Source organism: Halalkalibacter suaedae (assembly GCF_017939705.1).
GTDB classification, from domain to species: Bacteria; Bacillota; Bacilli; order Bacillales; family Bacillaceae_D; genus Halalkalibacter; species Halalkalibacter suaedae.
Genome location: NZ_JAGKSQ010000005.1, coordinates 239,486 through 256,558 on the forward strand (window position 1 = coordinate 239,486; position 17,073 = coordinate 256,558).

At 37.5% G+C, this 17,073-nt stretch carries 19 protein-coding genes; 2 read left to right on the forward strand and 17 right to left on the reverse strand.

Annotation, left to right across the window (positions count from 1 at the left end; genetic code table 11):
* Positions 1–8: 8 nt before the first annotated feature.
* Positions 9–1,235, reverse strand: coding sequence for a peptidoglycan recognition protein family protein (locus J7W16_RS13725; protein WP_210597887.1), 1,227 nt, complete (start codon positions 1,233–1,235; stop codon positions 9–11).
* 192 nt (positions 1,236–1,427) lie between these two features.
* Here J7W16_RS13725 and J7W16_RS13730 point away from each other — a divergent pair, with 192 nt between their 5' ends.
* Positions 1,428–2,267, forward strand: a complete 840-nt coding sequence (locus J7W16_RS13730) for a mechanosensitive ion channel family protein (RefSeq protein WP_210597888.1) — start codon at positions 1,428–1,430, stop codon at positions 2,265–2,267.
* A gap of 619 nt (positions 2,268–2,886) precedes the next feature.
* Here J7W16_RS13730 and J7W16_RS13735 read toward each other — a convergent pair.
* From J7W16_RS13735 to ku, 12 genes are all read right to left on the reverse strand, one after another.
* Positions 2,887–3,138: a YkuS family protein gene (locus tag J7W16_RS13735; protein ID WP_210597889.1), complete on the reverse strand. Its 252-nt coding sequence runs from the start codon at positions 3,136–3,138 to the stop codon at positions 2,887–2,889.
* Between the two features lie 138 nt (positions 3,139–3,276).
* Positions 3,277–4,392: an N-acetyldiaminopimelate deacetylase gene (locus J7W16_RS13740; protein WP_210597890.1), complete on the reverse strand. Its 1,116-nt coding sequence runs from the start codon at positions 4,390–4,392 to the stop codon at positions 3,277–3,279.
* Complete coding sequence (locus tag J7W16_RS13745; protein WP_419095840.1) at positions 4,393–5,604, reverse strand: aspartate aminotransferase family protein; 1,212 nt, start codon at positions 5,602–5,604, stop codon at positions 4,393–4,395.
* A 75-nt stretch (positions 5,605–5,679) separates the two neighbouring features.
* Positions 5,680–6,402, reverse strand: a complete 723-nt coding sequence (gene dapD, locus J7W16_RS13750) for a 2,3,4,5-tetrahydropyridine-2,6-dicarboxylate N-acetyltransferase (RefSeq protein ID WP_210597892.1) — start codon at positions 6,400–6,402, stop codon at positions 5,680–5,682.
* Positions 6,403–6,546: 144 nt separating this feature from the next.
* Entirely contained in the window at positions 6,547–7,071 is a 525-nt protein-coding gene (locus J7W16_RS13755; protein ID WP_210597893.1) for a DUF4309 domain-containing protein, read from the reverse strand.
* Positions 7,072–7,256: 185 nt separating this feature from the next.
* Complete coding sequence (locus J7W16_RS13760; RefSeq protein ID WP_210597894.1) at positions 7,257–8,750, reverse strand: glycine betaine uptake BCCT transporter; 1,494 nt, start codon at positions 8,748–8,750, stop codon at positions 7,257–7,259.
* Between the two features lie 81 nt (positions 8,751–8,831).
* A complete protein-coding gene (locus J7W16_RS13765; protein WP_346726933.1) occupies positions 8,832–9,935 on the reverse strand; it encodes a mechanosensitive ion channel family protein in 1,104 nt (367 codons plus the stop codon).
* Positions 9,936–10,042: 107 nt separating this feature from the next.
* The gene (locus J7W16_RS13770; protein WP_210597896.1) at positions 10,043–10,366 is read right to left on the reverse strand and encodes a hypothetical protein; all 324 of its coding nucleotides are present in this window, start codon (positions 10,364–10,366) and stop codon (positions 10,043–10,045) included.
* Positions 10,367–10,485: 119 nt separating this feature from the next.
* The gene (locus J7W16_RS13775) at positions 10,486–10,818 is read right to left on the reverse strand and encodes a YckD family protein (protein ID WP_210597897.1); all 333 of its coding nucleotides are present in this window, start codon (positions 10,816–10,818) and stop codon (positions 10,486–10,488) included.
* Positions 10,819–10,946: 128 nt separating this feature from the next.
* Positions 10,947–11,153, reverse strand: a complete 207-nt coding sequence (locus J7W16_RS13780; protein WP_210597898.1) for a YozQ family protein — start codon at positions 11,151–11,153, stop codon at positions 10,947–10,949.
* 75 nt (positions 11,154–11,228) lie between these two features.
* A complete protein-coding gene (locus tag J7W16_RS13785) occupies positions 11,229–11,366 on the reverse strand; it encodes a hypothetical protein (protein WP_210597899.1) in 138 nt (45 codons plus the stop codon).
* A gap of 224 nt (positions 11,367–11,590) precedes the next feature.
* Positions 11,591–12,445, reverse strand: a complete 855-nt coding sequence (gene ku / locus J7W16_RS13790) for a non-homologous end joining protein Ku (protein WP_210597900.1) — start codon at positions 12,443–12,445, stop codon at positions 11,591–11,593.
* Between the two features lie 111 nt (positions 12,446–12,556).
* On the opposite strand from ku, the gene J7W16_RS13795 reads away from it, so the two are divergent.
* A complete protein-coding gene (locus tag J7W16_RS13795; protein WP_210597901.1) occupies positions 12,557–14,389 on the forward strand; it encodes a DNA ligase D in 1,833 nt (610 codons plus the stop codon).
* A 50-nt stretch (positions 14,390–14,439) separates the two neighbouring features.
* On the opposite strand, the gene J7W16_RS13800 is transcribed toward J7W16_RS13795, so the two are convergent.
* The 4 genes from J7W16_RS13800 to J7W16_RS13815 all read right to left on the reverse strand — a co-directional run bounded on the left by J7W16_RS13800 (position 14,440) and on the right by J7W16_RS13815 (position 17,019).
* On the reverse strand, positions 14,440–15,126 hold the full coding sequence (locus J7W16_RS13800) for an NAD(P)H-dependent oxidoreductase (protein WP_210597902.1): 687 nt from the start codon (positions 15,124–15,126) through the stop codon (positions 14,440–14,442).
* 99 nt (positions 15,127–15,225) lie between these two features.
* The gene (locus J7W16_RS13805) at positions 15,226–15,519 is read right to left on the reverse strand and encodes a hypothetical protein (protein ID WP_210597903.1); all 294 of its coding nucleotides are present in this window, start codon (positions 15,517–15,519) and stop codon (positions 15,226–15,228) included.
* Positions 15,520–15,697: 178 nt separating this feature from the next.
* A complete protein-coding gene (locus tag J7W16_RS13810; protein WP_210597904.1) occupies positions 15,698–16,486 on the reverse strand; it encodes an ABC transporter ATP-binding protein in 789 nt (262 codons plus the stop codon).
* 197 nt (positions 16,487–16,683) lie between these two features.
* Positions 16,684–17,019, reverse strand: a complete 336-nt coding sequence (locus tag J7W16_RS13815; protein ID WP_210597905.1) for a nuclear transport factor 2 family protein — start codon at positions 17,017–17,019, stop codon at positions 16,684–16,686.
* Positions 17,020–17,073 lie beyond the last annotated feature (54 nt).

The window sequence follows — 17,073 nt, forward strand, 5'->3', positions numbered from 1 at the left end:
TGTTAATTTTAATTAAATAATCTTCTCCATGTCTGTGGTCCAACAATACCATCTACCGAAATTCCTTCTCTTCTCTGAAAGTTTCTAACGGCTCGCTCAGTCATCGGTCCGTAAAGACCATCTGTTGTGACATTCAATGCTCGTTGAACTCTCTTAACGTCATTTCCTTGTAGATAAGGTGTTTGCACGGAAAGCAAACGTTGGTATCCGGTTGATGTATTAATTCGATCTAACGCTCTCCACGTCTGGGGACCAACAATACCATCAATCGTTAAGTCTTCTTCACGTTGAAATCTCCTTACACTCTCTTCCGTTTCTGGACCATATACACCGTCAACAACTGCACCCGTTTTTTCTTGAACAATCTGAACATCTTCTCCCCGCATCATTGGCCGGATAAAACGTAACAATCGTCTTGACTCACTTTGGTACATCTCTTCTTTGTCATCTGCTTCATCAGTTGGGGATCCATGCTCTCTCTGATCACCACTCCCTTCAAAATCTCTTAAATTCTCACGGGTTTCTGGACCAACGATTCCATCAACAGTGATTGATGCAGCACGTTGAAATCGCATAACTGCATCCGTTGTTTGTGATCCATAAATACCATCAATTGGTCCTGGATGAAAGTTTAACTCATCAAGTCTCTCCTGTAATGCTCTAACGTCATCTCCTTGATCACCTCGTGATAAAACTGTTCTTTGTCTTGCTCCTGCTACATATGTCGGTCTTGGAGAAGGACGACCTGGCATGCTGGTTCCTTCCTCACTTAACCAATTTCTGAATGTTTGCATATTAATTGACGGACAAGGCTTCCACTCATATCCTGGAAACTCCATATGTCCCCATACATTATCTATAGGAATATTCAGTTCACTCATTAAACTCCGTGTCAAATCTAGGGTGGCTTGCCTCTGTTCTTCACCTAACGTCTGTGTCCGAAAATCACCAACCATACAAATACCTACGGCGTAACTGTTACTATTCCCGACATGATAACTTACAACTTCAACATCGTGACATAAGCTAATACTACCATCCTTATCAACGACATAGTGGTACCCAATACCAGGCCATCCTAATTCATTTACATGGTAACGAGCAAATGCCTCAGCACTTCCTGAAGTCGTTGCACTATGATGAATAGCTATATTTCGAATTGAACTCTTCGCTCTTCTCCGATATGATCTCGAGCTACTGGACGCTAATGAATTACGCTTATCAATTATGTTCATCTGCTATCACCTCACTATTATATATATATCAAGCTACCTAGAAAAAGGTGAAGTTTCTTTTTCAGAATTAAAAAAATCAATAAAAATAACCTACACTCAATCATTTGAGCTTGTCGACAAATTATGCTAGCATTAATATTCATTACGTTTTCCTAACTAACAATTAGGGTATATTAAAGTGGGAGTGATTACATGGAAGATATGTTGAATTCAATGCTAGAAGGAGCGTTTTTTGTTGGTCTTCTTACAATTGTTGGGCAAATCATTATAGCAATTATTGCATTTTTAATCGCTAGATCCATTGGTAAGAAAATAATAAATAGCGGATTCAGCAAGATGCAGGTACAGAAAGAAATGAGTTCAGGACGTGTAAAAACATTAGAAAAATTGAGTATCAATGCTTTTTCTTATGTACTCATTTTCGTATTTATCACAATTATAATAAGTATTTTTGGGTTGGACGCAACAGGATTAATTGCAGGGGCTGGGGTTGTCGGTCTAGCAATCGGTTTTGGTGCACAAGGATTAGTTAGTGATGTCGTTACAGGGTTCTTTTTACTACTTGAAAAACAAATTGATGTTGAAGACTACGTTACAGCAGGTGGAGTTGACGGTATTGTTGAAGAGGTCGGATTACGTAATACTCAAATACGTGGATTCGATGGCACTCTCCATTTCATTCCAAATAGAGGGATAAGTAATGTGAGCAATCACTCTAGAGGAAATATGAGAGCTCTTGTAGACATTGGTATCTCTTATGATGATAATATTGATGAAGCAATTGCCATCATGCAAGCAGCATGTGACAAACTAGCACTGGAGGAAGAGGCAATTAAAGAAGGTCCTAACGTAATAGGTGTACAAGGCCTTGGAGATTCTGATGTTGTCATTCGAATTATTGCAAAGACTGAGAACATGTCACAATGGGCTGTTGAACGTCAGTTACGCAAAACATTAAAAGAAGCACTCGATGCTAATAATATTGAGATTCCATTTCCTCATCAAGTGTATATCGAAAAGAAAGAACAATAAAGAAATAAAGAACACGCATAATTGCGTGTTCTCAGCCTGTCGACAAAGTCTTGCAAAAGCGAGACAGTCGACAGGCTTTTTGTAATTGAAACAAATGGCCCTAATAAGTCGCTTCGAATTCGCTACCGGGATGGGGGCACGCACCCTCCGACGGGCGTGGAACTAACCGGTTCTGCCAGTGGATTTCAACCTGCCCTTCCCTCCTGCAGCAGTCGGCAATGTAGGCGATGCTTGTTTTCGCTGCCATGAACTTGAAAAAATTAGCCAACTAGCATTGGAGGAACACCCTTACTCCAGCACCACCAACTGAAACTAGACGGAATTACGTAGAAACGCCTTTGAGAGTCACTTCCTCAAAGGCGTTTTGTCTACAATCTGAGGCTGGACATTACTAAAGTGCCTGACTGAAAATCCGAACAAAGTAATCCTTTAGCGGATGAAATATACGTAGACTCCTGCGGGATTTAAAGCCAAAGTTGAGACCCCGCAGGCGGAGCCGAGGAGGCACAACGGCTTCCCGCGGAAAGCGAAGTATATTTCAGGAGCGATGTCCTTACACCATACCATTTCGTTCATTTTTTAGTTTAGTTCAAACACTTTTGTCCTAGCCTCTTCAATTTTATTGCTGATAGCCAATTTTTTGTTCAACCTTTTGACAAACTTCTTCGGCTGTCATACCGTCAGCATTGATGACAGATCCTTTAATTGCTGCATCTTGCACACCCATTACATTTTGATCTTGTCCTGTTATGACGCAGCAATCGCAGCCTTGTGCATCCTGCTCTTGTTTTAATTGAATAACTTCATATCCTTTAGATTGTAGTTCCTGCTGCACTGCTGTTAAAGATTGTTCCACACCGATTCTAGCCATAATTACGTACCTCCATTAATCATTTATGACGTTACACTATTAAATTTCCCGATTTTTGTTCAACTATACAGATCTATTTGATAAGAAAAAAAGATATTCAGACCTAGGCAATGATAGCCTTCTGAATATCTTTTTCGTTTATCTTTTTAAGTAATTAGCAATCGTTTCAACAGCAAATATTAGTGCATCCTCATTCGGCTCTAATTTAGCATCATGGAGGCCATATTGACTATTTACTCCTAACCAGAACATAAAGCCTGGTATTTCTTCGAGAAAATACCCAAAATCCTCACCTGTCATAGCTTCATCACAAATAACTAGATTGACATCTTTTTGCTCTTTAGCAAAGGTAATAAATTCGCTTGTAATTGTCTCTTCATTGTAAACCTGACAATAGTTCGCACCATAATCAATGTCTATTGAGCATTCAAAACCTATTTCAATTCCTTTAACGATTGCTTCAATTCTCTTCTTCACTTTTTGCATGGTCTCAATCGAACGTGTCCGTATCGTCCCTTCAACAACAGCTGTTTCCGCGATAATATTTTGTTTCGTTCCACCTTTAATGACTCCGATTGTAATAACACCGGCGTCAAGTGGATCGACATTCCTTGAAATAATCGTTTGAAGTTGAGTCACTAAATAACTTGCAGCAACGACCATGTCATTTGCTGTGTGCGGATATGCCGCATGTCCACCCTTGCCTTTTAAGGTGATAAAGAGCTCAGAAGTATTCGCAAACAATAACCCTGGCTTAATTGCAATCGTACCCACTGGGTGTTCTGGTGCAATATGTAATGCCATGATGTTATCTGGCTTCCATTTCTTTAATTGTTCTAATTTCAGCATTTCTTGTGCTGCTCCAGGACCCTCTTCAGCTGGTTGAAAAATAAATAGCAAATTATTCATCGGTTGGTTACTAGCAAAATGAGTAAGTAAACCAAGTGCAATGGTCATATGAAAATCATGCCCACAAGCATGCATCGTATTAGGATGAATGGAGCGAAAATCGTAATCCGTCTGTTCATTTATCGGCAAACCATCAATATCTGCTCTGTAAGCAACTGTTTTAGTTGGATTACTCCCTTTAACATGGACAAATATTCCAGTCTTCCACGTCTCAACTGTTAAAAACTGCTGAGATAGGTGATGAATTTTGTTTAACAGATAGCTCTGCGTTTTCACTTCTTCAAATCCTAGTTCTGGTATTTGGTGTAAGTCACGTCGTATTTTGATTAGCTCATCTGCCCTCATCTATTGACCTACTCTCAATAACTTCTCGATTTCCGTTTCGAAAGCACTAATAAAGCGTTCAACTTCTTCAATCGTTAAAGTTAAAGGTGGGAGTAACCTAATAATTGTCTGCTGTGTAACATCAACCATTACCCCAACTTCCAACAATCGAGCTTGAATGTCCTTAACAGCCTTAGCGTCAAGCGACATTACGATACCTATCATCATCCCTTTACCACGTACATCCCCTATGATCGAACCATGCTTTTTCTTTAATTCATTTAATCGTTGGTGTAGCTTTGTTGCAACGTTCGTACCAGTCTTTAGTTGACCTTGATCGAGCAATACATCGATTACCGCATTTCCCAAAGCAGCACTTAGTGGGGAGGGAGCAAATGTCGTGCCATGATCACCTGGTTTAAATAAATTCTCATGCTTTTCTGCAACAATAATCCCCCCAAGTGGCAATCCTCCACCAATTCCTTTTGCAAATAGAATTAAGTCGGGGGCAATCCCTGCATGTTGATAAGCAAAAAATTCACCAGTTCTGCCGATTCCTGTTTGGATCTCATCCATACAACATAAAACATTATATTTGTGACAGAGCTTGGAAATATCTCTAATATACTCTTCTTCAAGAGTGACAATTCCTCCAGAACCTAATACTGGTTCAACAATCATTGCCGCTGGTTTATGAGTTTTCAAGATCGTTTCCAACTCATCCGTTTGATGTGGAGTTACTTCATACACAGGAATATCGGTAACCGGGAAGTCTTGATAGACACTTTTTTGTCTTGTCAATTTCAAAGCTCCAAGCGTACGACCATGAAAGCTCTGTTTTAACACGACAATCCCGTTACGAGCCTCTTCTTGATCCTTTGACCATTTATGAATCAACTTCAGTGCGGCCTCTGTTGCTTCTGCACCCGAATTCGTAAAAAAAACTTTCCCTTTAATCGAATTTGAAATTAGACTTTCAGCAAGTTTGATTGCAGGCTTATTGTAGAAATAGTTTGATATATGCAAAAATTTAGCCGCTTGTTCTTTTAATACTTTTGAAAGTTCAGGATGTGAATGCCCTAAAATATTTACAGCTAACCCAGTAAATAAATCAAGATATTGATTCCCATTTTCATCATACAAATAATTGCCTTCCCCACGTTCAATTACAATCGGTAGTCTGCCATATGTAGACATAATTACTTCTTGGTCTCTATCCATCCAATTAGACAAAGTCATCATACCTTTCTCTATGTATTGAAAGCAGCTTTGCCGATTACGACAAAGCTGCTTGTCCACTATAAACCATTATCTATCTTCGTTTAAACGACGAAGCTCTTGCTTAATTTCTGTTTTGCCTTTAGTCTTTTCGTCAATCTCTTTGATCACTCGAGCTGGTGTACCAGCAACAACGGTATTTGGAGGGACATCTTCTGTCACAATTGCTCCAGCTGCAACAACAGCTCCCTTACCTACCGTAACACCTTCAAGAATAACACAATTAGCTCCTACAACAACATCATCTTCAACGACAACTGGTTTAGCTGAAGGTGGTTCAATTACACCGGCTAATACAGAGCCCGCTCCGATATGACAATTCTTACCAACAGTAGCACGTCCACCAAGGACCACGTTCATATCGATCATAGTTCCTTCACCAATAACGGAACCGATGTTAATGCTAGCACCCATCATAATTACAGCGTTATTCCCAATTTCTACCTGATCACGAATAACCGCTCCTGGTTCAATTCTTGCTTGGATATTTTTCATATCAAGCAATGGAATAGCTGAATTACGACGATCATTCTCCACAACATAATCCTCAATCGCTGATTCGTTTGCTTTTAATACAGCTTCAATCTGGCTCCATTCACCAAAAAGAACACCAACAGATCCTGTAATAAAGGACTTTGTATCAGAACCAAAATCAATACCATCTAAATTCCCTTTAATATGTACTTTTACTGGGGTTTTCTTTTCACTTTGTGAAATAAACTGAATAATTTCATTTGCATCCATCATTTTCATCATTATTCCTCCTGTTAAATCAATCTCTCCACTATGATAATGATTAAAATGACAAAATGCAATAATTACAAACGTATTACTACAAAATTGTTATTATTATTACTTCAAATTATTTCCCCGGCAACAATTCGACTTTACTCTCAATTATTTTTCTCTCAACCACACGAATTTAATAATTGCTTCTTTTGTTTCAGCTTCGAACATTAATTCAAAATCATCTAGATTGTAGAGATACATCCAAAAATTATCCATTTCATTTAACTCACTATGATCAGGGGTACCTAAAGCTCTTTTAAGATCTTGCTCTGTAAGACGATGCTCGGATATATCAAGGGCAATCGCAACACTTTTACCTGTATCTGGATTAATGAAAAAGGTCTTCTTGCCATACGTTAAGAAATCCCCACCTTCATAACTCCCACGTTCATCGGGTTCCCCGTAAATGTCAATGATTGATGCAGTAGCTTGCCCCAACTTACTATTTGCAGGTACAAACAGTCCCGTATATCCTTCCTCGATCCAGTCGAAAGAAACAAAGGATTCCTTCTGTGAAAGAATAAGTGATTGTTGCCCTTCTGGAACAGTTTCATCGGTTTCACCAGAAGCTCTCCCACATGCAACTAAAATTAAAACGATACAGCTTAAGTAAACTATTTTTAGTACCTTCATCTCTAGCCCCTCTTTCAATCAAGATATCATTAACCAGATTGGACGAATTGATCTGCTTTTATTCATTTACAAAAAAAGCTCGTACCAAGTTATATGAACAACTTCCCTTAATCATGCTTATCAAACCCTATTTTTCAAAAGAAAAAAGGTTTGTCCTAGTATCTTTAGGACAAACCTCTACTATTTTATACAGGCTTCTTTCTTTTTCCTTTTACTTCAGATTTGAATACCCGCAAAATTCCAACACACATAACAAGTAAGATAATCGTTAATGGGAAAGCACTAACGATTATGGCTGTTTGTAGTGCACTCAGGCCTCCAGAAGCCATGAGAACTACAGCAGAAGCAGCTAGAATCAGGCCCCAAGACACCTTTATAAAATTGGAGGGATCCATATCTCCTCCTGTTGTTTGCATGCCTAACACAAAGGTTGCAGAATCCGCTGAGGTAATAAAGAACGTACTAATTAGTAAAACTGTTACAATTGATAGAAAGCCACCAAATGGTAGATGCTCATAGACAAAGAACAAACCTGTTTCTAAGCTTTGACTTGCAACATCAACACCTTGAACAAGGTCTAAATGTATGCCGGTTCCACCAAATACAGCAAACCAAAATGCACATACAAGAGTAGGGGCGATTAGAACAGCAATCGTAAATTCTCTGACACTTCTTCCTTTCGATACACGTGCGATGAACATCCCTACAAATGGCGACCACGAAATCCACCAGGCCCAATAAAAGATCGTCCATCCTTGAGTCCATGCTGCTCTTTCTTCATTAAATGGTGAAAGCCTAAGTCCCATTTGAGGCAAGTTCTGAATATATTCACCAAGCGTATGTGTAAATAAATTCAATAAGAAAACCGTCGGACCTACAATTAGCATCGCTATTAACAATATTGTTGCTAAAATCATATTTGTATTACTTAGATACTTGATCCCTCTTTGAATACCAGTACTTGCAGAGAGAATGAAAAGAACTGTAATGATTCCAATAATAATTAATTGAACAGTGAAACTAACAGGTAGCCCAACTAAATAATTTAACCCTGCATTAATTTGTTGTGCACCAAGTCCTAATGAAGCACATACACCGAATAGTGTTGCAAAGACAGCAAATATATCGATCGTGTATCCGATTGGTCCATTCACTCGATTCCCAAGCACTGGATGAAGTGTTGCACTCATTAGACCTGGAGCACCTTTTCTAAATTTAAAATAAGCTAATGCCAACGCTACAACTGCATAAATTGCCCATGCATGAAACCCCCAATGTAAATACGTATAACGTAACCCAAGCAGGGCAGCTTCTCTTGTTCCACCTTCTCCGTATGGTGGTGCAGCATAGTGAGAAATCGGTTCAGATACACCGTAAAATAAAAGCCCAATTCCCATCCCGGCGCTAAATAGCATTGCAAACCATGTTGCTCGACTAAATTCTGGCTTATCCTCATCTTTACCTAATTTAATTTTTCCGTATTTACTAAATATGAGAAAAAGCGCGAATATCAAAAAGAAACTAGCAACTAAATTATAAAACCAGCCGAATGAATTTAAGAAGAAGGCTTGGGCTGTTCCCATGACTTCACCTAGTTGCTCTGGAAAAAAAGCTCCCCATAGCACAAAAGCTAACGCAACTATAATTGATATTTTATAGGTAATTGTAAAATTCTTCATACAAATATCTCATCTCCTCGAAGATTGTTCTTTCCTATAGTCTGTACATAATAGACATCATTATTACAAAACAAAAAAAGCTCAGCTTTCGCTTGAGCTTTCCTGATTATCTTTTTTCTCGTTTTCCATATAGATACTTCTCGAAGGAAAAGCAACTGAAACACCTTCTTCTTCAAGAATGTTCATAATTTTAAAATTGATAGCCTCTTTTGTTTCGAACCAACTAACCCATGCTGTTGATTTTGTAAAAAAGTAAACAAATATATCTAAGCTAGAGTCATTAAATTCACTGAAACGGACCATAATTAACTCTTGATCAACATCTTCATTTGCTCTTAGCATCGCTTCAATTCTTCTTGCACAAGTTTCAACCTTTTCCTGTGACGTACTATAGGTTAGACCTAAATTGAACGATATTTGCCTTTTATTCATTTGTGACCAATTTGTAATTGGTTCGTGTGCAAGGGTTGAGTTTGGAACCGTAATGACAGAATCAGCAAATGTTCGAATTTGCGTGCTTCGAAATGTGATATCTTCTACGATTCCTTCTACTGTTGGTGTTTCAATCCAGTGACCCTTCTTGAAAGGTTTCTCAGTGATAATAATGATCCCACCAAAAAAATTACTAATCGTATCCTGGGCAGCTAGAGCGAATGCTAACCCACCAAGTCCAAGGCCGGCAATGAATCCGCTAATATCGTAACCCCATTCACTAATTACAACAACAACGATCAACACAATCACAGTTGCTCGAAGTATTTTCGTCAGAAACGGTACTAGCATACTGTCTTCATCATCATCAATTCGATTCGCTATTTTAACAAAAGCCATTGAATGATACGAGACATAATTATAAAGTCCCCAACCTATTAACACTATAATAATCGAACGATACAAATGATCAACAAACTCAATCGCTGTAAAATGAAATGGCAAATATACTAGGGATAAATACGTCCCTAAAACAACCCAAAATGTTCGCAATGGTCTTTCATAAGAGATTAACAAGTTTGAGAAAACAGCAGTAGGTGTCTTACTGACTAATGTAAGAATTAATTTATATATGTACTTTGTAAAGATCTTACGAAAAATTAGAAAAACAACAAAAATCCCAAAAGCTATCCCTAAGTCTGCCCATTCTAAACGCTCTAGAGAACCAACAAACGCTTCCCATCTATTCAACATCATCCCCACCTTTATTTACAATGAACATTTTATCATAGGAAAGATAGGATGAATAGAAAAAGACAGCTGAAAAGCAATCACTTTTTTCAGCTGCCTTTTTTATAATTCTACTTCTGTGACTCTTCTGAAAATGGTTGATCTTTATCAACCACCTCTTGAATAAGTGTTCCAATTTCACTTTGTGCATGATCTAACGTTTTAGATTCCTTTGAACCTTTAATCACGTTTTCTAGTTCCTCTTCCCATTCCTCTCCAAATTCCAGAAGAGTTTGTGATATAGATGGATATTTACTTTTAGCCATTCTCATGATCTCATTGCGGAGGGTTTCACCTTTTTCAGTTGTTAACATCATTACACCTGCTGCACCGACAAAGCCACCAATAACTGAACTTACTACTAAACCTCTACCCGTTGTCCCTTTACGTGCCATGATATACACCTACTTTTTTAAATTATTATCTACATTATGTGGAAATTTTATGTATGTTAATCTAAGTTTGTTTCATAGAATTAAGGATTAAAGAATCAATCTTTAACCCTCATTTATTCCTAATCATGGTGATGGCCTTTATGGTGTTCCTTGTCCCATGTTGGTAGGAATTTATTTTCTTCCAAGTGTTTGTAGTGCTTATCAAACATTGATATTATTTTTGTTCCTTCTTCATCAGTGAATACACCAAATTCAACATACTTTTCAATAACTTCCTTTTTATGCTTTAAAACAGTTTGATGTAGTTTTGCTAATTCCTTTTGCTGTTTTTCAGTTAATTCCATTTGTTCTACGTTTCTTGTCAAATCTTCTTCTGCTGATACCGATGTAACATTTGAGACGCCTAATGTTAAAAGCATTGCCATCGTAGCGGAAATCACTAATTTTTTCATAAACTTACTCACTCCTCCATATATAGTTTAATTTAGCATGTGTATCATAATCGAATTTATACTAGTAAATCTCAAATTAGAAAAAGTGTCTAAATAACCCAATAGGATTTTCTAGACACTTAAATCATTTACTTCTTAAACCTTTTCTCTTTCTCACTAATATCGTCAATTTCTCCATCAATCGTACCCTCTGTCAACGTATCACTTACTTGTTCATGTGTGATTGCTAGCCCCTGATCAGTCTCATTTGAACTGTTGTATGCAGAAGGCTCATATGAATGGGTAGCAACTTCTTCAGATTGTCTTGTTTGATTTTTATTTTGTTTCAAATTCATACACTCTCCTTTCATACATATAGTATCTACACTTCTAAGTGTGATATGTAAGAGAAAGAAGCAGTCTAATCAGAATTATGTAGTATGAGATTGCTCTGTCACTAGTTGGTTTTTCTGAATCATCCATTGAAGTAACATTTTTTCTTTTGATGTAGTCTTTCTTGTCAATTTCTTTTCAAGTGATCTTCTAAGGTTTGGATAAGTAGGTTTCATATTTGTTCATCCCCCTGTGTTGTAAACTAATCTACTAACCATTACCCACTTCATCACAAGCTTAAACATCTTTTTTAAATTTTTTTATTTTTTATTTCATTTTTAGGAAACTGATGATACAACTAATTTCTCAACTACACAAAATCCTTAGAAAAACCGCTAAAAAAGGATGATTCTTACCTTTTTAGCGGCTGCCCATTTAATATAAGTTCACTTTCAACCGTCTATGCATTCTTTCTTGCTGAGATAGCTGGTTTTGCAGTTGGTGCCTTTTTCTTCCGTGTTGCTGGTTTCTTTTTTGTTTTATCTAGTGATGCCTGCAGTGCTGACATAAGATCTGTCACATTTGAACCACTAGTAGCTGCAGGCTGTTTTTCTGTTACAGTAACAGTGCTCTCACCTGATTTTTTCTCTTCAATTAACTCCATCAATGCTGTACGATACTCATCAGAATACTTCTCCGGCTCAAATGTCGTAGTCAATTGATCAACTAACATTAAAGCTGTTTCTAATTCCTTTTTCACCACTTCTTGTTTAGCTGGTACATTAGGAACTTCTTGAACATTCCTTACCTCATCAGGAAAATGAATCGTCTCCATAACTAGGGTGTCCTTATACACACGAACAATTGCTAACTGTTCCTTTGAGCGTATAATAATCTTTGCAACACCAATTTTTCCAGACTCTTCTAATGCGGATCGTAACAAAGAATATGCTTTTCCCCCGCCATTATCTGGAGCAATGAAATAACTTCTTTCAAAATAAATTGGATCAATTTCCTCTAATTTAACAAAGTCGATTATCTCAACAGCCTTGTCTTCATTTTCCTTTTTCAACTTTTCAAGTTCTTCTTCGTCAAGAATCACAAATTTATTTTTTGCATATTCATATGCTTTAACAATTTCTTCGTTTGTTACTTCTTTATCGCAACCCGGGCAAACCTTCTGATAAGAAATGGGTGTGTGACATTCTTTATGAATTTGTCTTAATTTAATGTCTTTATTTTCAGTTGCAGCATGTAGCTTAATCGGGATATTGACTAGACCAAAGCTAATGCTTCCTTTCCAAACTGTATGCATGACACGAACCACCTCCTACTTTTTTCTTACTATGCTTGTTCTTAATCGAATTTATGTATTGGGAGGAGAAACAAGCAAACCCTAAAAGAAAAATGATAGGAGGAGGATATAGTGAAACCAATGTTGCTATCACCAACTGAAACATTGCCTCCAAATAAAGGTTGGTTATTTGAAACCAAATATGATGGATTTCGTTGTTTGTTAAAATGGGAAGATAAAACGCCTAAGCTAATCAGCAGAACTGGCAATCAACTAAACGAACATTTTCCTGAGCTTATACAATTTTGTGAACAGTTATATGATGAGATTTGTTCGTTCTTGCCTATTACATTAGACGGCGAAATTGTCTACTTAATTAATAATGCTAAAAGTGTCTTCTCAGTTGTTCAAACACGAGGACGTATGAAAAACACCACCTCTATAAAACAACATGCTAGGAGACTCCCTGTTCATTATATTGGTTTTGATATTTTAAGGAAAAATGGTGAAAGTTTAGAAGAACATACAGTTCTAAAACGTAAAGAAATATTAGAAGAGCTTTTTAAGACAATTAACTTACCAGTACAAGTCGATTACTTAAACCGATCCAGACTTCAAGCAATTGATTACTATAAAGAGAGTAGTCCACTATGGTCCAAGATCAAGAATTATAACGGAGAAGGAATTGTAGCAAAACGAGCAATAAGTAAATGGGAGAGTGGAGTTAGGAGTTCGAATTGGCTCAAAATAAAAAACTGGCGATACGTGACAGTTGTTTTAACAAAATACGATAAAAATAATGGATATTTTCAGGGATCAATTTTACAAGATGACCAGTGGATTCCGATCGTCAATTTCAAACATGGATTAAATGAAGAAGAGGAGCGAATTCTATTTACCTTTTTTCAAAGCAATGGCACAAAGGTGTCAACAAATGAATGGCAGCTACCTCCATCAATTTGTGTCATGATTGCTTGTATCGATTTTGACGGTAAACACTTAAGAGAACCGATGTTTCATCAATTTCAATTAGATGCTGATCCATTTACCTGTACAACGAAGCAAATGCAAAGGCAGCTTCAGCCATTACCCGAATCGGTTGCATTCACACATCCTGATAAACCAATCTGGCCTTTAGAAAGGATCGATAAGGATGATTACTTACTTTATTTACAAAAGGCTTCAACTTCCTTATTACCTTTTCTAAGTGACCGTCTGCTAACCCTAATCCGTTTCCCACACGGAGCTGAAGGAGAGTCTTTTTACCAAAAGCATTGTCCTGATTATGCACCAGACTTTGTTGTGACAAAACAAGTAGAAGACATTAATTATATTATTTGTAATGGCATGGAAACACTATTGTGGCTTGGAAATCAACTTGCACTAGAATTTCATATTCCATTTCAAACCATCCATACATCCTTTCCAACAGAAGTTGTTTTCGATCTAGATCCGCCTTCCGTATCAGAATTTTCTTTAGCCATAGAAGCAGCAATAAGAATGAAGGCCATCTTTGACGAATTTAATTTGACTTCCTTTGTGAAGACATCAGGAGGAAAAGGACTTCAGGTGTATATTCCTTTACCAGATGATACATTTACGTATGCTGAAACTAGAATATTCACTCAATTTGTATGCACTTTTTTATGCGAGCAAGAACCTCAGTGGTTTACAACAGAACGCCTTAAAAAAAACAGACATAATAAACTCTATCTAGATTATATTCAACATGATGAAGGCAAAACAATCATTGCTCCATATTCAACTAGAGGTAGACCAGAGGGACTTGTAGCAACACCAGTACATTGGCACGAGGTAACTTCAGATCTCAAACCAAGTCATTTTACGATACCCGCTGTGATTGAGCGCTTCAAGGAGCCAGATCCCTTTCAAATGTTTCATGAATCTAAAACGAACCAGCCCTTTGAAAAAATATTAATACAGCTAAAAGACTTACAAGCATAGAAGGGACGTTCCAAAAGGTATAATTTCACTTCTTGGAACGTCCCCATATGTTAATTAATCCATTTAACAAGCTGCTCCTTTGGTTTGCGGGTTTTTGGTCTTGGCTCCTTAGCACGGTAGCCAAATGCCACCATGACAGAAATATCAAGATGCCCATCCTCTAAGAGCTCTTCTTCAGCGAGAATCTGATGCACAGCATCCATATCAAACCCTTCAACTGGACATGAGTCAATACCAATCTGTGCTGCCGCCGTCATCATATTCGCTAAGGCAATATACGTCTGTTTACTAGACCAATCAAATATCGCCCGTTCACTTTCTAGCAAGTGCAAGTCTGATTCTTGAAAATTCTTATAAATTCCAGGGATTTTCTCTGCAATTTCTTCTGGATACTTTTTAATTTCTCTAATGTGGTTGGCAATATAATCAGAGTCATATTTCACATCTTTAATCGTTCTTGCTAATAAAATGACAAAATGACTTGCTGTGGGTAACTGCTTTTGAGCCCCCCAGGTTACGTCCTTTAGTTTTTCCCTCAATTCTTTATTTTGAACGACCACAAATTGCCAAGGTTCAATTCCAATCGAACTTGGCGATAGCCTAGCCGTCTCTAATATAAATTCAAAATCATCATCACTGATTTTTTTTGAAGGATCAAATTCCTTCGTCGCATGGCGAAATTGAAAAGCTTCTAATATACGTTGTTTTTGTTGTTCTTTATCGTTCACATTTCTCATCCTTTCTAGAAAAACAAAGACCCCGATAGTGGAAAGTCGTTGAAAAGTAAATAACCGTGCCTTTTTCCAATGAGCTCCATATCAGCAGTCTCTCTATATCTACCTTAATAACATATCAATTCTTGCTCGTGCCTGATCTAAAAAAGCTTCATAGGTACCAATCGGCATATGTAGATTCGCTGCAGCAATCTCTGCTGTCGATTGTTCAAATGGATAGACACCCATCTCTTTCGCTTGTTCTATATTTCTATACTCTTCATAAACGGTTTGTAGAAAACGTGGTAGTGCTCTGACTGCATTTTGCTTCTCTAAATCATATATCGCTTTCTTTACAAGTATTTGAAAGGCGTCTTGATCCAAATTACTCCAATCCAGTGATTTATCAAAAAACATTCCTAACACTCCTCTCCTTTTAATTACGAAGCCAAGGGAAAGGTGTAGTTTTCACCTTTCTTTAATGACTTTTAAGCAATGCAATGAGTACTCTCTGCTTGAAAAGAGTTCATAAGTGGCTTACAGTTACTCTCCTTATTATCATACAGAATCTCTTTATAACGGTCTAATCATCTGCTTAACCAATCACATGAATCCATGGTCGATCCAGTACCCATGTAACCTCGAGCTTGATTTGAAAAGTCTGACTTAACAATGGTGCTTGTAACATATCTCTTTTTTCCCCCGCCGCAACAACCTTCCCGCTGTTTAATAAAAGTACATTAGTAAAGGAAGGCACGATCTCTTCAACATGATGGGTAACGTATAAAATAGTTGGACCATTAGATTTCTTAGCAAACGCTTCAACCATTTTTAATAATTGCTCTTTCGCAAAAAGATCAAGTCCATTACATGGTTCATCTAGGATTAATATTTTTGGATTAGCCATCAGTGCCCTCGCTATTAAAACACGCCTTTTCTCACCTTGAGATAAATGGTAAAAATACTGATCTTTCAAATGATCCATTCCTAATTGCTGGAGTAGTTCGATTGCTTGTTCCGTATCTTCCTGCCCATACTTTTCATAAATCCCAATCGAGGCAAATTTCCCACTAATGACTACTTCAAGAGCAGAGTCGGTTCCATTTCCTATTTGGTGATCAAGTGATGAACTGACCCACCCGATCGACTTTCTCAACTCAGGTATATTTACCTTGCCAAACTGCTGACCAAGGACATGAACCCTGCCTTTTGACGGCCATAGATAGCCTGTTATTATTCTTAGTAATGATGTTTTGCCAGAGCCATTCAAACCAAGAATAACCCAATGTTGATTTTCTTCAACTTGCCAATTGATGTTATCTATGAGCAGACGATCTTGTTGTCTCCATTGAATATTTTCTAGCACTACTACTGGTTTAGTCATGTTTTAATCCCTTCATTTGATTGGTCCGAATCTATAATTAATTTGACATAAATGATTAGAATCCTGCCTTAATCAAATCGCCTTGACCTATTTAATTTGAACGTCAAGAAGGGCTACTCTCCTAAATTTGGACTAGTAACCCGAACTCCCACCATTGTTCACTACATTTGTAAGGATCCTCTTCAAATAGAAACGTATTAACGGAGAAATCTCACATGCTCAATGAGGCCGTTTGCCACTCTATACACAGCAATGACATGACTTTTCTCATTACTCCCTCGTGAACCTACCACACTCTCTTCATCTAAGACATAGGAACCGACCACTGTCCTTGAAAGTAGGGTACAGTGCAAGTTAGGACTCGAGTTAAATAAATCTTTGTACCTTTCTCTCATTTGTTCCTTATTCTCCATTAAAATATTTCCTTCACCATCTTCGACAAAGCAATCTTTTGAATAGCAGTCCATAAATGCTTCAATATCTCTGTTATTGTAAGCCTCTAATTGTTTCATTGCAGGTAACGTTATATCCATTTTTTCTACTCCTTTTCTTGTAGCTAGGCCAAAAAGCCAGGCCACTCTTTATTT

Excerpts from the sequence above, each read along its gene's own strand:
- J7W16_RS13725 (WP_210597887.1), bottom strand. The coding sequence starts at position 1,235 with ATGAACATAATTGATAAGCGTAATTCATTAGCGTCCAGTAGCTCGAGA.
- J7W16_RS13730 (WP_210597888.1), top strand. The coding sequence starts at position 1,428 with ATGGAAGATATGTTGAATTCAATGCTAGAAGGAGCGTTTTTTGTTGGT.
- J7W16_RS13735 (WP_210597889.1), bottom strand. The coding sequence starts at position 3,138 with ATGGCTAGAATCGGTGTGGAACAATCTTTAACAGCAGTGCAGCAGGAA.
- J7W16_RS13740 (WP_210597890.1), bottom strand. The coding sequence starts at position 4,392 with ATGAGGGCAGATGAGCTAATCAAAATACGACGTGACTTACACCAAATA.
- dapD (WP_210597892.1), bottom strand. The coding sequence starts at position 6,402 with ATGAAAATGATGGATGCAAATGAAATTATTCAGTTTATTTCACAAAGT.
- J7W16_RS13755 (WP_210597893.1), bottom strand. The coding sequence starts at position 7,071 with ATGAAGGTACTAAAAATAGTTTACTTAAGCTGTATCGTTTTAATTTTA.
- J7W16_RS13760 (WP_210597894.1), bottom strand. The coding sequence starts at position 8,750 with ATGAAGAATTTTACAATTACCTATAAAATATCAATTATAGTTGCGTTA.
- J7W16_RS13765 (WP_346726933.1), bottom strand. The coding sequence starts at position 9,935 with ATGTTGAATAGATGGGAAGCGTTTGTTGGTTCTCTAGAGCGTTTAGAA.
- J7W16_RS13770 (WP_210597896.1), bottom strand. The coding sequence starts at position 10,366 with ATGGCACGTAAAGGGACAACGGGTAGAGGTTTAGTAGTAAGTTCAGTT.
- J7W16_RS13775 (WP_210597897.1), bottom strand. The coding sequence starts at position 10,818 with ATGAAAAAATTAGTGATTTCCGCTACGATGGCAATGCTTTTAACATTA.
- J7W16_RS13780 (WP_210597898.1), bottom strand. The coding sequence starts at position 11,153 with ATGAATTTGAAACAAAATAAAAATCAAACAAGACAATCTGAAGAAGTT.
- J7W16_RS13785 (WP_210597899.1), bottom strand. The coding sequence starts at position 11,366 with ATGAAACCTACTTATCCAAACCTTAGAAGATCACTTGAAAAGAAATTG.
- ku (WP_210597900.1), bottom strand. The coding sequence starts at position 12,445 with ATGCATACAGTTTGGAAAGGAAGCATTAGCTTTGGTCTAGTCAATATC.
- J7W16_RS13800 (WP_210597902.1), bottom strand. The coding sequence starts at position 15,126 with ATGAGAAATGTGAACGATAAAGAACAACAAAAACAACGTATATTAGAA.
- J7W16_RS13805 (WP_210597903.1), bottom strand. The coding sequence starts at position 15,519 with ATGTTTTTTGATAAATCACTGGATTGGAGTAATTTGGATCAAGACGCC.
- J7W16_RS13810 (WP_210597904.1), bottom strand. The coding sequence starts at position 16,486 with ATGACTAAACCAGTAGTAGTGCTAGAAAATATTCAATGGAGACAACAA.
- J7W16_RS13815 (WP_210597905.1), bottom strand. The coding sequence starts at position 17,019 with ATGGATATAACGTTACCTGCAATGAAACAATTAGAGGCTTACAATAAC.